Source organism: Enterobacter sp. 940_PEND (assembly GCF_001059415.1).
GTDB lineage: Bacteria > Pseudomonadota > Gammaproteobacteria > Enterobacterales > Enterobacteriaceae > Enterobacter > Enterobacter cloacae_M.
The window spans coordinates 120,164-134,151 of sequence record NZ_JUMS01000078.1 but is presented as its reverse complement, the minus strand read 5'-3'; the positions used below and the strand labels follow the sequence as shown (position 1 = coordinate 134,151).

14 protein-coding genes are annotated in these 13,988 nt (G+C 58.2%); 7 read left to right on the top strand and 7 right to left on the bottom strand.

Going from position 1 to position 13,988, the window contains the following annotated elements; genetic code table 11:
• Positions 1–25: 25 nt before the first annotated feature.
• The 3 genes from citR (at position 26) to ADJ24_RS11365 (ending at position 2,822) form a co-directional block, all read left to right on the top strand.
• Positions 26–901 (top strand): DNA-binding transcriptional repressor CitR, encoded by an 876-nt coding sequence (gene citR, locus ADJ24_RS11375; RefSeq protein WP_048702479.1) that lies wholly within the window; start codon positions 26–28, stop codon positions 899–901.
• A gap of 86 nt (positions 902–987) precedes the next feature.
• The gene (locus tag ADJ24_RS11370; protein WP_023310728.1) at positions 988–2,211 is read left to right on the top strand and encodes a phosphoadenosine phosphosulfate reductase; all 1,224 of its coding nucleotides are present in this window, start codon (positions 988–990) and stop codon (positions 2,209–2,211) included.
• Entirely contained in the window at positions 2,196–2,822 is a 627-nt protein-coding gene (locus ADJ24_RS11365; protein ID WP_023310727.1) for an IbrB-like domain-containing protein, read from the top strand. Before ADJ24_RS11370 ends, ADJ24_RS11365 begins: the two co-directional genes overlap by 16 nt.
• Here the strand turns inward: ADJ24_RS11365 and ADJ24_RS11360 are convergent, their stop codons facing one another.
• Positions 2,823–3,983, bottom strand: a complete 1,161-nt coding sequence (locus ADJ24_RS11360; protein ID WP_023310726.1) for a pyridoxal phosphate-dependent aminotransferase — start codon at positions 3,981–3,983, stop codon at positions 2,823–2,825. It abuts the gene before it with no gap.
• Between the two features lie 122 nt (positions 3,984–4,105).
• On the opposite strand from ADJ24_RS11360, the gene ADJ24_RS11355 reads away from it, so the two are divergent.
• Genes ADJ24_RS11355 through ADJ24_RS11345 form a run of 3 tightly spaced genes read left to right on the top strand, consistent with a single transcriptional unit; the run spans position 4,106 to position 5,945 of the window.
• The gene (locus ADJ24_RS11355) at positions 4,106–4,720 is read left to right on the top strand and encodes a methylthioribulose 1-phosphate dehydratase (RefSeq protein WP_023310725.1); all 615 of its coding nucleotides are present in this window, start codon (positions 4,106–4,108) and stop codon (positions 4,718–4,720) included.
• The gene (gene mtnC / locus ADJ24_RS11350) at positions 4,717–5,406 is read left to right on the top strand and encodes an acireductone synthase (protein ID WP_023310724.1); all 690 of its coding nucleotides are present in this window, start codon (positions 4,717–4,719) and stop codon (positions 5,404–5,406) included. Before ADJ24_RS11355 ends, mtnC begins: the two co-directional genes overlap by 4 nt.
• Positions 5,403–5,945: a 1,2-dihydroxy-3-keto-5-methylthiopentene dioxygenase gene (locus tag ADJ24_RS11345; RefSeq protein ID WP_023310723.1), complete on the top strand. Its 543-nt coding sequence runs from the start codon at positions 5,403–5,405 to the stop codon at positions 5,943–5,945. The genes mtnC and ADJ24_RS11345 overlap by 4 nt, the downstream gene beginning before the upstream one ends.
• A gap of 96 nt (positions 5,946–6,041) precedes the next feature.
• On the opposite strand, the gene ADJ24_RS11340 is transcribed toward ADJ24_RS11345, so the two are convergent.
• Both ADJ24_RS11340 and mtnA read right to left on the bottom strand, forming a co-directional pair.
• The gene (locus ADJ24_RS11340) at positions 6,042–6,512 is read right to left on the bottom strand and encodes an SRPBCC family protein (RefSeq protein WP_023310722.1); all 471 of its coding nucleotides are present in this window, start codon (positions 6,510–6,512) and stop codon (positions 6,042–6,044) included.
• 42 nt (positions 6,513–6,554) lie between these two features.
• Entirely contained in the window at positions 6,555–7,571 is a 1,017-nt protein-coding gene (gene mtnA / locus ADJ24_RS11335) for an S-methyl-5-thioribose-1-phosphate isomerase (RefSeq protein ID WP_023310721.1), read from the bottom strand.
• Between the two features lie 105 nt (positions 7,572–7,676).
• On the opposite strand from mtnA, the gene mtnK reads away from it, so the two are divergent.
• Positions 7,677–8,876: an S-methyl-5-thioribose kinase gene (gene mtnK, locus ADJ24_RS11330; protein WP_023310720.1), complete on the top strand. Its 1,200-nt coding sequence runs from the start codon at positions 7,677–7,679 to the stop codon at positions 8,874–8,876.
• A gap of 103 nt (positions 8,877–8,979) precedes the next feature.
• Here the strand turns inward: mtnK and ADJ24_RS11325 are convergent, their stop codons facing one another.
• From ADJ24_RS11325 to ADJ24_RS11310, 4 genes are all read right to left on the bottom strand, one after another.
• The gene (locus ADJ24_RS11325) at positions 8,980–10,206 is read right to left on the bottom strand and encodes an LVIVD repeat-containing protein (protein ID WP_023310719.1); all 1,227 of its coding nucleotides are present in this window, start codon (positions 10,204–10,206) and stop codon (positions 8,980–8,982) included.
• Between the two features lie 129 nt (positions 10,207–10,335).
• Positions 10,336–11,400 carry a sugar ABC transporter substrate-binding protein gene (locus ADJ24_RS11320; protein WP_023310718.1) on the bottom strand — a complete coding sequence of 355 codons (1,065 nt, stop codon included), beginning with the start codon at positions 11,398–11,400 and terminating at the stop codon, positions 10,336–10,338.
• A 19-nt stretch (positions 11,401–11,419) separates the two neighbouring features.
• Positions 11,420–12,415 carry an ABC transporter permease gene (locus ADJ24_RS11315; RefSeq protein ID WP_023310717.1) on the bottom strand — a complete coding sequence of 332 codons (996 nt, stop codon included), beginning with the start codon at positions 12,413–12,415 and terminating at the stop codon, positions 11,420–11,422.
• Positions 12,412–13,914: a sugar ABC transporter ATP-binding protein gene (locus ADJ24_RS11310; RefSeq protein WP_023310716.1), complete on the bottom strand. Its 1,503-nt coding sequence runs from the start codon at positions 13,912–13,914 to the stop codon at positions 12,412–12,414. The genes ADJ24_RS11315 and ADJ24_RS11310 overlap by 4 nt, the downstream gene beginning before the upstream one ends.
• Positions 13,915–13,988: the final 74 nt, after the last annotated feature.

Here is a 13,988-nt window from a genome sequence, read left to right as displayed (position 1 = left end):
GGGCATTATCTGAACATAAAACACTATCAGTAAGTTGGAGTCATTACCCATTTTCGAGTGCATTTACCAGCACCTTAGTATCAGTAAAGCCGCCGAGACGCTTTATATCACACCCTCTGCCGTGAGCCAGTCACTGCAGCGTCTGAGAGGGCAACTCAACGATCCTCTGTTTATCCGTTCCGGTAAAGGGATCACGCCCACGACCGTCGGCGTCAATCTGCATCATCATCTGGAACAGAACCTGAACCAGCTGGAGCAGACTATCAATATCATGCACAGCAGCGGGTTGAAGAAGAACTTTGTCATTTATTGCCCGCATTTTATGAGTATGAAAGCAACGCTTGACCCTATAAAATTGCTGATGGAAAACCATAACTATTCAATTGAATTACATGATGTTTTTCTTTCGTCTGATTCAGCAGAAGATCTCTTAGCCTACAGAAGAGCCGACCTGATATTTTCATTTTCTTCTTCTAACAATCATTCTGTCGCCTGTAGCCTCTACCATAAACTTCCTTTCGTCCTCGTTTGTCGTGAGGGCCATCCCCGTCTCAGTGAAAATCCCACGCGTGAAGAGATCCTGAATGAAAACTTCACCGCCTACCTGAACGATGAGAACAGCTTCAAAGACTATCAGGAAAAGGCCGAAAGCCTGTTAACCAAAAGAAATATCGTCTATCGTAGCGACTCTTTTATATCCCTTCTGTCGGTGATCGGTTCGTCCGATCTCATAGGATTAGTACCTGCGCCGGCCTTCGAACAATATGGCCCAGCCCTCAACCTGCGAAAAGTGGAAACTGACATTCAATTCCCAAGCATTGATATTTACATGATGTACAACCGTTCCGCGCTCAATAGCTCGGCATTCGCGAGTTTTATTGAAGAGATATCATTACCGTAGCATATCTAATTAAAACTGACTGATATAATCCTCTCATTAGCATTGACGCTACAGTCAGGTATTTATCCCTCAGGATGAGAATAAGCATGTCACTTTATAAATACTCTTTAAATCAGGATGTTCTTACCGCTGCTCGGGAGCGAATAAAATGGACGCTCGAAAACTTTCCCAAAACCTGTGTTTCTTTTTCAGGAGGTAAAGACTCCACCATTATGCTGCATCTGGTTGCCCAACAGGCACGACTGATGAAAATCAAAATAGATGTGCTCTTTATCGACTGGGAAGCGCAGTTTTCCCATACCATTACCCATGTGGAACATATGCGCGAGTTGTACAGCGATGTCATCGACCATTTCTGGTGGGTCGCGCTTCCCCTGACAACGCAAAATTCACTGTCACAATTCCAGCCGAAATGGCAATGCTGGGAACCCGGCACCCGATGGGTCCGCCAGCCTCCTGACGATGCGATTACCGATCCCGCTTTTTTTTCCTTCTACCAGCCAGGCATGACGTTTGAAACCTTTGTCCGCAGTTTCTCCGACTGGTTCTCCTGCAATCGCCCGGCGGCGATACTGATTGGCATCCGCGCCGATGAGTCTTACAACCGTTTTCTGGCTATCGCGTCGGCGCGTAAACAGCGGTTTGCCGACGATAAACCCTGGACAACCGTCGCACCGGGAGGACATGCCTGGTATATCTACCCTCTCTACGACTGGAAAACCGCCGATATATGGACCTGGTTCGCCAAATCAGGGTGTTGCTATAACCCACTCTATGACCTGATGTTTCAGGCTGGCGTGCCGCTACGCTACATGCGGATTTGTGAACCCTTTGGTCCTGAACAGCGTCAGGGATTATGGCTCTACCACGTTGTTGAGCCCGATCGCTGGGCGGCCATGTGTGAGCGCGTGAGCGGTGCGCGCAGCGGGGGGATGTACGCCGGACACGATAACCATTTTTATGGTCACCGAAAAATTCTGAAACCCGAACACCTGTGCTGGCGCGAATATGCCATGTTGCTCCTCGACAGCATGCCGCAACATACGGCTGAGCATTACCGCAATAAAATCGCCATTTATCTGCACTGGTATCAGAAGAGAGGCATAAAGGATATTCCCGATACGCAGGACGGTGATATCGGAGCCAAAGACATTCCCTCATGGCGCCGTATTTGCAAGGTTCTCCTGAATAACGACTACTGGTGCAGGGCGCTATCGTTCAGCCCAAACAAACCCAAACATTATCAGCGCTACAGCGAAAGAGTGAAGGCGAAACGCAAGGAGTGGGGCATATTATGCAACAAAGACTAATCACCGAGATGGAAACGTACCTTCAGTCACTTTCCGAAGAGGAGCGCATTAACGCCATAAATGCCTTTCGTGAAGCGATCCATAAACACAGTCCATTTCGTGAGCAACCTATAGACTGCGTCCTCTGGATAAGACAGGACGCTATTACCGCTAACGACTACAACCCCAATAACGTTGCGCCACCAGAAAAACGGCTGCTCAGTCAGTCACTGGAGCTCGATGGATTCACCCAACCTATCGTTGTGACAGAAAGCGAACCGCACCACTACGAAATTGTGGATGGTTTTCATCGCCATGAAATTGGTAAAAATCGGGCGGCGCTGAAGCGTCAGCTCAAGGGCTATCTCCCCATCACCTGCCTGCGTCGGAATCGGCAGGATAAACATGACCGTATGGCCGCCACGATTCGTCACAACCGGGCGCGGGGTCGACACCAGATTAACGCCATGTCGGAGATCGTTCGCGAGCTGGTGCAGCTTGGCTGGAATGACGAGAGAATAAGCAGGGAACTGGGTATGGACGGCGATGAAGTCTTGCGCCTCAAGCAAATCAACGGTCTGCTGGAGCTGTTTGCAGACCGTCGTTACTCAGAAGCCTGGACGGTGAAATAATCAGAGCGTGTTCAGACGCTCTGCCGCCGCCAGCAGCGTCGATTCCTGCTTCGCAAAGCAAAGACGGATCAGCTTATGCGGGAAGGGATCGGCGCAAAATACCGACAGCGGAATAGCGGCCACGCCCACCTCTTTCGTCAGCCACTGGCAGAAGCTCACGTCGTCCAGATCCGATATCGCGCTGTAGTCGGCGAGCAGAAAATAGGTCCCTTCTGAGGGCAAAATCTCCAGCCGGCTTTTACTTAGCGCCGCCACAAACAGATCCCGACGTTCACGATAGAAGTGCGGCAGCTCGCGATAATGCCCGGGTTCAGCGCGCAGCATATCCGCCAGCGCCAGCTGAGCCGGCGTGTTCACGGCAAAGGTCAGGTACTGGTGCACCTTGCGCAGCTCGGCGCTAATGGCGGGCGGTGCGACGCAGTAGCCCACTTTCCAGCCGGTCATATGGTAGGTCTTACCGAACGATGAGACGGCGATAGCGCGCTCGCGAAGCTGCGGATGGGCCAGCACGCTGGCGTGTCCTTCTTCTGCAAAGCAGATGTGCTCGTAGACTTCATCGCTGAGCACGTAAATTTCACGTTCTGCAATCGCCTGCCACAGCGCGGCGAAATCGGCTTTCTGCCACACCGTTGCCGACGGGTTGTGCGGGGTATTCAGGATCACCAGGCGGGTTTTGTCGCTCAGCAGCGCGGCAAACGCCTGCCAGTCAGGGCGAAAGTGCGGCGGCTGAAGCGCCACGCGTTTCACTACGCCGCCGGAGAGTTCAACCGCAGGCGCATAGCTGTCGTAGCTCGGGTCAAAGCAGATAACTTCATCGCCCGCACGCACCAGCGCGGTGATGGCCGCATACAGCGCTTCGGTCGCCCCTGCCGTCACCGTAATGTCGGTGTTCGCATCGGGCTTATGGCCGTACAGCTCCGCCGTTTTATCCGCAATGGCTTCCCGCAGCGCCTGCACGCCCGTCATCGGCGCATACTGATTCGCCCCCTGCGCCACGTGGTACGCCAGACGCTCCTGCAAATAGGTAGGACCATCGAAATCCGGGAAGCCCTGAGAAAGGTTAATGGCGTTGTGCTGCTGCGCCAGAGCGCTCATCTGCGTAAAGATGGTAGTACCGAGATTGGGAAGTTTACTCTGCGGAATCAATGCGTTATTGCTCATTGTGTCGTGCCTGCTTGTAATACTTATGTTGCTGCCACTATAACACGATGTTAGTCTTTGGCAATCAAGACGCTTAGACGTCTAAACCATATAAATATTCCTGACCGCGAGGGTAAAAGGAAATGACAGACAACCTGCAACTCACACATCTTGTCGACGCCTGCCGCTGGATTGGCGCTAAAGGCTGGGCACCCGCTACCGGCGGCAACATGTCGGTGCGTCAGGACGAGCGCCTCTGCTGGCTCAGCGAATCCGGCAAAGACAAAGGCAGCCTGACGACGGCGGATTTTCTGCAGGTTGAAATCGCCACCAACCGCGCGCCCTCTGGCCGCAAACCGTCGGCAGAAACCGGTCTGCACACGCTGATTTATCGCCTGTTCCCGGAAGCCAACGCCGTCCTGCACGTTCATACCGTCAACGCCACGGTGCTGTCGCGTCTGGTTAAAGAAGCCGAGCTCAACATCAGCGGCTTTGAGATGCAAAAATCCCTCACCGGCCAGACCACGCATCTGGATACGGTGGCTATCCCGGTCTTTGATAACGACCAGGATATTGACGCCCTTGCCTCCCGAATCGCCCGTTACGCTGAGGAACGCCCGCTTAATTATGGTTTTCTTCTTCGCGGTCATGGCTTAACCTGCTGGGGACGCGATGTGGCCGAGGCCCGCCGTCATCTGGAAGGACTAGAATTCCTATTTGAATGCGAAATGCGTTTACGACAACTGGAGAGAGTATGATTCGCGCGATTGTGACGGATATTGAAGGGACCACCAGCGATATTCGTTTTGTCCATGACGTTTTGTTCCCCTACGCGCGTGAGCGGCTGGCGGCGTTCGTGACCGCCCAGCAGTACGCCGAGCCGGTCAAATCCATTCTGGACAACCTGCGTGATGAAATCGGTAATCCACACGCCAGCGTCGGCGAACTCATCGACGCGCTGTTTGCCTTTATGGATGAAGACCGCAAATCCACGGCGCTAAAAGCCCTGCAGGGGATCATCTGGCATGACGGCTACGTGAACGGCGACTTCACGGGCCACCTCTACCCGGACGTACTGCCTGCGCTAGAAAAGTGGAAAGCGCAAGGGATTGATCTCTATGTTTATTCCTCTGGCTCCGTCGCCGCGCAGAAACTGTTATTTGGCTACAGCGACGAAGGTGATATTACTCATCTGTTCAGCGGCTATTTTGATACCCACATCGGCGCCAAGCGCGAGGTGCAGTCTTATCAGAACATTGCGGCGCAAACGGGCATCGCCCCGTCGCAGATCCTGTTCCTGTCCGATATTCATCAGGAGCTGGACGCGGCTGAACAGGCAGGTTTTCGCACCCTGCAGCTGATTCGCGGTGATGATGACGGCGCAAGCCATCACCATCAGGTCCACCAGTTTGACGAGATTAATCCGGAGCAGATCCCTTCATGAGCGCATTGACCATTTATTCCGATAAAGACGCCAGTCAACACCAGTGGCACAGCACCGACGCCGCCGAGATCGCCCAGCAGCTCAACGCCAAAGGCGTGCGGTTTGAACGCTGGGCTGCAGATCGCGATTTAGGACACGATCCCGCGCCCGAAGCCGTGATCGCGGCGTATCAGCATGCGATCGACAAGCTGGTGGCGGAAAAAGGCTATCAGAGCTGGGACGTGATCAGCCTGCGCGCCGACAACCCGCAGAAAGAGGCGCTGCGCGCGAAGTTCCTGAACGAACATACCCACGGCGAAGACGAAGTGCGCTTTTTCGTGGAAGGCGCGGGGCTGTTCTGCCTGCACATTGATGATGAGGTGTATCAGGTGCTGTGCGAGAAAAACGACCTGATTTCCGTTCCCGCCGGCACGCCGCACTGGTTTGATATGGGCTCAGAGCCGAACTTTACGGCGATTCGTATTTTCGACAATCCGGAAGGCTGGGTGGCGCAGTTTACGGGCGATGCGATCGCGGATGCGTATCCACGCCTCGCATAGGTAAAAGCAAAACGGCAGCTATAGCTGCCGTTTTTAGCGTTTGCTCCCTCTCCCTGTGGGAGAGGGTCGGGGTGAGGGCATCAGGCCGCTCGGGCTTCAACGCTCCAGTCCTTTCACATACCCCACCAGCTGATCCAGCACAATCCCCCACCCTTCGTGGAAGCCCATCTGTTCATGCTGTTCGCGGATTTCTTTCGTCGGATGACGCGCAATCGCCGTGTAGCGGGTCTTGCCCTCGCCCACATCCTCCAGCAGCAGGATCGCCGTCATAAACGGCTTCCCGGCCGGTTTCCAGCCTTCGGTATAGCCGTCGGTAAAGACCAGCTTTTGACCGGGATCGATTTCCAGAAAGACGCCCCGGTTATCCATCCGCTGACCGTCCACCTCAAACACGGTGTTGAACCGCCCGCCCACGCGGAGATCGAGATCGCATTCGGTCACCTTATGGGGAGCAGGAATGAAGAAGTTTTTGATGTGTTCCGGCGTGGTCCAGCACAGCCACAGCAGGTCGCGCGGTGCATCCACCACGCGCTCCAGTTTTAAGTCAGTTTCAGGATCGAGCGTCACGATATTGTCCTCTTAAGGGAACCCCTTAAAGGATAGCCGGACTCAGGCGAATTTCCCGTTTGCCACCGCTTCCGGCGTGACCACGCCCGTATCCAGCACCCAGCCGCTGATCAGCGAGGCAGGGGTCACGTCAAACGCCGGGTTGTAAACCTGCGCGTTTTCCGGTGCCCACTGCACCGCGCCAAAGCTTCCGGCGACGCCCGTCACCTCGCTGGCGGCGCGCTGCTCAATCGGGATCGCGTCCCCGTTCGGGCAGTCCGGATCCAGGGTCGTTTGCGGCGCGGCCACGTAGAACGGAATGCCGTGGAATTTCGCCAGCACCGCCAGAGAATAGGTGCCGATCTTGTTCGCCACGTCGCCGTTGGCGGCAATACGATCTGCACCCACCCACACGGCGTCCACTTCCCCTTTTGCCATCAGGCTGGCGGCCATGGAATCGGTAATCAGCTGATACGGCACGCCCAGCTCGCCCAACTCCCACGCGGTCAGTCTGCCGCCCTGCAGCAGCGGACGGGTTTCATCCACCCAGACGCTGCTGACGTTACCCTCCTGATGCGCACGGGCAATCACGCCCAATGCGGTGCCAACGCCCGCCGTTGCCAGCCCGCCGGTGTTGCAGTGGGTCAGCAGACGGCTGCCGGGCTTCACCAGCGCGCTGCCGGCTTTGGCAATCGCGTCGCAAAGCCGTTTGTCTTCATCAATCAGGTGCAGCGCTTCGGCCACCAGCGCCGGAACATACTCTTCCTGCCACAGCGCAATCTTCATGCGGTCGAGATTGTTCATCAGGTTCACCGCCGTCGGGCGGGAGGCGCGCAGGGTTTCCAGCGTCGCCGCCAGCTCGTCGCGGCTTTTGCCGTTTTCCGCCAGCAGCGCCAGCAGCAGGCTTGCAGAGAGACCAATCAGCGGCGCGCCGCGCACGCGCAGGGCGTGGATATGCCCGACCAGCGCCTCGACCGTCGAGGCATCCAGCCAGCGTTTCTCCTGCGGCAGCGCCTGCTGGTCGAGAATAAAGAGCTGATTATTCATCACCCGCAGGCTGGTCGTCTGTAATGTCTGCATGTCGTTAATTCCCTGTTGCGTTGTTGTAGCACATTGTGTCAGGATGAAATCCAGATGTATAGACGTCTACATGTCTTAATTTGCAAAACTCGTGAGGAGCTGGCTATGTCGCAATACCGTACCTTTACCGCTCATGACGCCGTGGAGTATGCCAGGCAGTTTGGCGGACTTGACGATCCTTCATCGCTGGTAGAGGCGCAGGAGGTAGGCGACGGCAACCTCAATCTGGTCTTTAAAATTTTCGACAGCGCGGGCGTGAGCCGCATCGTCGTTAAGCAGGCGCTGCCTTACGTGCGCTGCGTCGGGGAGTCCTGGCCGCTGACGCTGGACCGCGCCCGTCTGGAGGCGCAAACGCTGGTCGCGCACTATCAGCACAGCCCGCAGCACACGGTGAAAATCCACCACTTTGACCCGGACCTGGCGGTGATGGTGATGGAAGATCTCTCCAGCCATCGCATCTGGCGCGGCGAGCTGATCAACAACATCTACTACCCGCAGGCGGCGCAGCAGCTGGGCGAATACCTCGCGCACGCGCTGTTCCACACCAGCGATTTCTACCTGCACCCGCACGAGAAGAAAGCGCAGGTGGCGAAATTCATCAACCCGGAGATGTGCGAGATCACCGAAGATCTGTTCTTCAACGATCCGTACCAGATCCACGAGCGCAACAGCTATCCGGCCGAGCTGGAAAATGACGTCGCGGCCCTGCGCGACGACGCTCAGCTTAAAATTGCCGTGGCCTCCCTGAAGCATCGCTTCTTCTCGCACGCCGAAGCGCTCCTGCACGGCGATATTCACAGCGGCTCGATTTTTGTGGCCGACGGCAGCCTGAAGGCCATCGACGCCGAGTTCGGCTACTTTGGCCCGATTGGCTTTGACGTCGGCACCGCCATCGGCAACCTGCTGCTGAACTTCTGCGGGCTGCCGGGGCATCTGGGCATTCGCGATGCCGCCGCCGCGCGCGAGCAGCGCCTGACCGATATTCAGGAGCTGTGGAACACCTTCGCGGAACGCTTCCAGGCGCTGGCAAACGAGAAAACGCGCGACGCCGCGCTCGGCGCACCGGGCTATGCCTCCGCGTTCCTGAAAAAGGTCTGGCATGACGCCATCGGCTTCTGCGGCACCGAACTCATTCGCCGCAGCGTCGGGCTTTCCCACGTGGCGGATATCGACACCATCCAGGACGAGGCGATGCGCCACGAGTGCCTGCGCCACGCGATAACGCTCGGTAAAGCGCTGATTGTCATTGCCGACCGCATCGATAGCGCGGAAGATCTGGTGGCACGAGTGCGGCAGTACAGCTGAGTGCCGGCTTTGTGCCCGGTGGCGCTGCGCTTACCGGGCCTACGATTCTGATTTTCTCCCTCTCCCTGTGGGAGAGGGTCGGGGTGAGGGCATCAAACCGCACTCATCCCAGATACTCAATCACCGACAGTCCGCCGTTATAATCCGTGCTGTAAATAATCCCCTGCGCATCCACAAACACGTCGCACGACTGGATTACCTGCGGGCGATTCGGCCGCGTGTCCATCATTCTCTCCGGCGCGGCGGGCACCAGCACCCCCGTTTCCACCGGTCGATACGGATTGGAAATGTCATAAGCCCGCACGCCCGCGTTCTGCCAGGTGGCAAAAATCAGCGTCGAGCTGACAAAGCTCCCCGGCCGGTTCTCGTGCAGGTTGTGCGGGCCGAAATGCGCCCCTTTCGCCACATAGTCGGTTTCATCCGGCTGCGGGAAGGTCGAGATGCTCACCGGGTTCGACGGCTCGCGGATATCAAACAGCCAGATCAGCTTTTCGCCGTCCTCCTGGTTATCCAGCACCGCTTCGTCCAGCACCACCAGCAAATCGCGGTCCGGCAGCGGCAGCGCGGTGTGCGTTCCGCCGCCAAACGGCGGGCTCCAGTTGCGGTGGCTAATCAGCTTCGGCCGGGTGCGGTCCTTCACGTCCAGCAGCGTCAGGCCGCCGTCGCGCCAGCTGCCGTAGGCGGTATCGCCCGCGATAATTGCGTGGTGCAGCGCGTAGCGTTTCCCTTCCGGCCAGTTCGGCTTCTCCCCTTCCGCCTGGTTCATCCCCGGCAGCCACCAGCGCCCCGCCACTTCAGGCTTGCGCGGGTCCGCCAGGTCGATGGTCAGAAAGATGTAGTCGGTAAAGCCGTCAATGAGTGCTGAAACGTAGGCCCAGCGTCCGCCGACGTACCAGATGCGGTGAATGCCGATGCCGCTCAGCGACAGAAAGCCGATTTCGCGCGGCCTGTCGGGCGTGGAGATATCAAATACGCGCAGCCCGGCGCTCCAGCCTTTGTCCTGCACGTCGCTGACGGTCTCCCCTACCTGGCGGGTGTAGTAGACCTTCTCATCGGCAAAAAGATCCCGCGCGTTGATGACCAGCAGGAGATCGTCATGCGCCTGCAGGTGCACGTTCCAGGTGCCGGGCGGCGCGGGCACGTAGCCCGCCGCTTTCGGGTTCTTCGGGTCGCGCACGTCGACAATCGAAAAGCCCTGCGACACCATATGGCCGATATAGGCGAAACCGCGATGCACCATCAGCTGTACGCCGTCCGGACGACCGCCCTGATCGCTATGGCCAATCAGCCGCATATTGCGGCTGTATTCGGGTGGGGGTAGTTGAGACACCTTGAACTCCTTTCGCCCGTTGGCGCTACGCTTACCGGGCCTACGGGTACTGTTGGTTTTCCCCCTCTCCCTGCGGGAGAGGGCCGGGGTGAGGGCATCAGGCCGCACCTGACGCCACCCGGCCTGGTTTTATTTATTCTTCGCTTCCAGCGTCGCAAACCATGGCGCGATAAAATCTTCCGTCTGGCCCCAGCCCGGAATGATTTTCCCCAGAGACGCCACGTTTACCGGGCCCGGCTGGGCGGTCAGCAGCGCCTGAGGAATGGCCGCCGCTTTGAAATCGTAGGTCGCAGGCGTGGCTTCCCCGGCAATCTTGTTCGCCACCAGACGCACGTTAGTCGCGCCAATCAGCTTCGGATCCACCGCCACGCTCACCTTCCACGCGCTGCCCGGCTCGCGCATCAGCTGCAGATCCTGGTTGGAGATGTCGATGCTGTAGAGCTTGATTTCGGTGCGGCCGTTCTCTTTCAGCGCCTTATACGCGCCCTGGCTGAAGGCGTCCCACGTGCCCCAGATGGCGTCGATTTTGCCTTTCGGATATTTCGCGAGGATCGCACCCACCTTGTTGGCGGTATCGCCCTGCACGTCAGAGGAGACCGCGCCAATAGACTCCAGCTCTTTGATGTCCGGATACTGCTTTTGCAGCTCTTTATAGGCCGCCTGACGACGCTCCATCGGCGGGAAGCCCGCCACCCAAAGCTTGACGATATTGGCCTTGCCGTTGAAATCTTTCGCCAGCTGGCCGAAGGAGAGGTTCGTCAGGGAGGCATCGTCCTGCTGGGTGACGGTTACGCCCGGGATCTCGCCGTTAACCGCCGTATCAAAGACTGAAACTTTGATCCCGGCATCCACCGCTTTCTTCACCAGCGCGGTGGAGTACGGATCGCGCCCCTGAGAGAGAATAATCCCGTCATATTTCTGGCTGATGGCCTGGTTCACGAAGTCCTGGAATTTGGCGTCGTCCCCGTTGCTTAAAAAGGTGCTGACCTTAAAGCCGAGCTTTTTCCCTTCCTGAATTGCCCCGGCAATAAACTGCGTGGTGTTGTCGTCTGAGCCGAGGTTACGGATCACCGCGATGCGGATCGGGCCGTCATGGTTCGCAATGGCAGCCGGAAGCGGCGCGGGCGTAGCCGCGAAGCCTGGCAGAGCAGTGAGCAACCCAAGTGCCACCAAAGAGAGTGCAATCTTTTTCATTTTTTATCCCGTTGTGTTGTCAGCGTTTTTGTATGTAGGTAATCGCCAGCGCTACCGCGAGCACCAGCCCTTTTATAATGTCCATGGCGTAGTACGGCACGGATAGCATCACCAGCCCGTTCGACAGCACGCCGAGAATGACCGCTCCGACCAGGGTTCCCAGCGCGTTCGGCTTGCCGGAGCCTGCCAGGGAGAAGCCAATCCACGCCGCCGCCACCGCATCCATCAGGTATCCGCCGCCCGCATTCACCTGCGACGAACCGATGCGCGAAGCCAGCAAAATCCCGCCCAGGCCCGCCAGCAGCGAGGCAATCACGTAGGCCGCCACCTTGTAGCGCGTGGTACGAATGCCGGAGAGACGCGCGGCTTCGGGGTTGCCGCCGATGGCGTACATCCGGCGCCCGTGAGTGGTCAACGAGAGGCCCAGCTGCGCCAGCACGGTCACCACCAGCATGACGATCACGATGGTCGGCACCTGCCCCAGCAGGCTGAACGCCACCGGAATAGTGCCTTCCGCCATGTCGCCGCTCGGCAGCACCATGTTCTCGGTAATCGACCCGCCGTAGCTGTAGGTCATCGCCACGCCCTGAATGACGAACAGGCTGGCAAGCGTCGCGAGCATGTCAGGAATACGCAGGATGACGATCAGGAAGGCGTTAAACAGCCCCACCAGCGTGCAGAGCGCGAGGGTGATCAGAATCGACTCGGTGGTACCCAAGCCGTGCCAGACGAAAAGTGAAACCACCAGCGCGTTCGCCAGCGAGGCGGTGGATCCGACGGAGAGATCGAACCCGCCGATGGTCAACGAGATCGACACGCCAATGGCAATCACCGTCACGATGGCAATCGAGCGCAGAATGTTGATGATGTTGTTCGGATCGAGGAAGCTGTCCGACGCCAGGCCAAAGACGGCCACCAGCGCGACGACGGTCAACAGCATGCCCCACCTGTAGAGAAAATCGAAAATCTGCTGGCGGCCAGACGCCGCCGCGTTCACTGAAAGGGCCTTGCTCACGACGCCGTTCCTCCGGTTGAATAATAAAGTAGTGTCTCTTCACGGGCCTCGGCCCCGGCGATTTCCGCCACGATGCGCCCGTCCCACAGGACGCAGATGCGGTCGCACAGCCCGACCAGTTCGGCAAATTCGCCCGAGGCGTAAATTACCCCTTTGCCCTCGCGCGCCAGGCCGTCAATCAGCTGGAACAGATCGGTTTTGGCCTTCACGTCCACGCCTTTGGTCGGCTCGTCGAAGATCAGCACGCTGGCGTCATTGCGCAGCCATTTACCAATGGCAACCTTCTGCTGGTTGCCGCCGGAGAGACGGCGCAGCACCTGCCCCGGCCCACGCGCGCGCACGCCGACGCGGGCTATCACCTCTTCCGCCCAGCGCCACGCCTGACGATGGCCAAACAGGCTCCAGCGCGAGAAGCTGTTATCCGCCGTTACCGCCAGGTTCATGCTCACCGGCTCGTCGATAAAAATGCCCTCTTTGCGCCGCTCCTCCGGCACCAGCGCCAGACCGCGCAGCACGGAGTCGGCCGGGTCGCACGGCTGCCAGGATTGATGATTCAGCTCACCGCGCGCCACGCGGCTTTTGGTGGCGCCAAACAGCGCCTTGCAGAGTTCGGTTTTCCCCGCGCCCGCCAGCCCGGCAATCCCGAGGATTTCGCCTTTGCGCAGGTGCAGGGAGATATCTTTCAGCAGCGCGTCGTCATGCAGACCTTCCACCCGCAGCAGCGTCTCTTCGCCGTGCGGCGGCCTCGCGGGCGGATAGATATCGCTCAGCACGTGGCCGAGCATCTTCTCGACGATCGCTTCGCCGCTAAGATCGGCCATCGGGCCGGACTCGATCAGCTTGCCGTCGCGCAACACCGTCAGGGTGTCGCAGATGGCCTTCAGCTCGTGAATGCGGTGAGAGATAAACACCACGCCGATGCCCTGCTGCTTTAAGCGTCTCACCACCCCAAACAGGCGCTCGCTCTCATGCGCGTCCAGCGGCGCGGTGGGCTCATCAAGAATCAAAAAACGGCAGTGGTGGGACAGCGCCCGCGCCAGCAAAATCTGCTGCTTTTCGGCCAGCGAACAGCCGTCGATGGAACGGCGAACGTCCAGCGTCACGTCGAGCTGCGCCAGCGCCTGTCTCGCCTGCTGGCGGATCGCGCGCCAGCTGAAGCGATGCCCCGGCTGCGCCAGCTGGTCGAGCATGATGTTTTCGGCAATACTTAACCCCGGGATCAGCGCCACGTCCACCTCCTGCTGCACGAGATGGATCCCCAGCCGTTTGGCGTCAAGCGGTTCGCGGATGCTCACCGGCTGGTTGTTGATGCTGATCTCGCCCTCATAGTGGTCGTGCGTGCCGCACAGCACCGCCATCAGCGTCGATTTCCCCGCGCCGTTGGCGCCGGTCAGGGCGTGTACGGATCCGCCGGTTAAGGTAAAGTCCACGCGCGACAGCGCCTGAAAGCCGGAAAAGGCCAGGCTAATACCGCGCATCTCAAGGCGACTGGAAACCATCCGCGTAAATCCTTCATTACTCTTCTGATTTATCGAATTTTTCACAGCTCCGGTTGACTGACAACGACGGAAAA

Coding starts and splice junctions, on each gene's coding strand:
- ADJ24_RS11365 (WP_023310727.1), top strand. CDS start 2,196: ATGCAACAAAGACTAATCACCGAGATGGAAACGTACCTTCAGTCACTT.
- ADJ24_RS11310 (WP_023310716.1), bottom strand. CDS start 13,914: ATGGTTTCCAGTCGCCTTGAGATGCGCGGTATTAGCCTGGCCTTTTCC.
- ADJ24_RS11360 (WP_023310726.1), bottom strand. CDS start 3,983: ATGAGCAATAACGCATTGATTCCGCAGAGTAAACTTCCCAATCTCGGT.
- ADJ24_RS11370 (WP_023310728.1), top strand. CDS start 988: ATGTCACTTTATAAATACTCTTTAAATCAGGATGTTCTTACCGCTGCT.
- mtnC (WP_023310724.1), top strand. CDS start 4,717: ATGATTCGCGCGATTGTGACGGATATTGAAGGGACCACCAGCGATATT.
- mtnA (WP_023310721.1), bottom strand. CDS start 7,571: ATGCAGACATTACAGACGACCAGCCTGCGGGTGATGAATAATCAGCTC.
- ADJ24_RS11320 (WP_023310718.1), bottom strand. CDS start 11,400: ATGAAAAAGATTGCACTCTCTTTGGTGGCACTTGGGTTGCTCACTGCT.
- mtnK (WP_023310720.1), top strand. CDS start 7,677: ATGTCGCAATACCGTACCTTTACCGCTCATGACGCCGTGGAGTATGCC.
- ADJ24_RS11345 (WP_023310723.1), top strand. CDS start 5,403: ATGAGCGCATTGACCATTTATTCCGATAAAGACGCCAGTCAACACCAG.
- ADJ24_RS11355 (WP_023310725.1), top strand. CDS start 4,106: ATGACAGACAACCTGCAACTCACACATCTTGTCGACGCCTGCCGCTGG.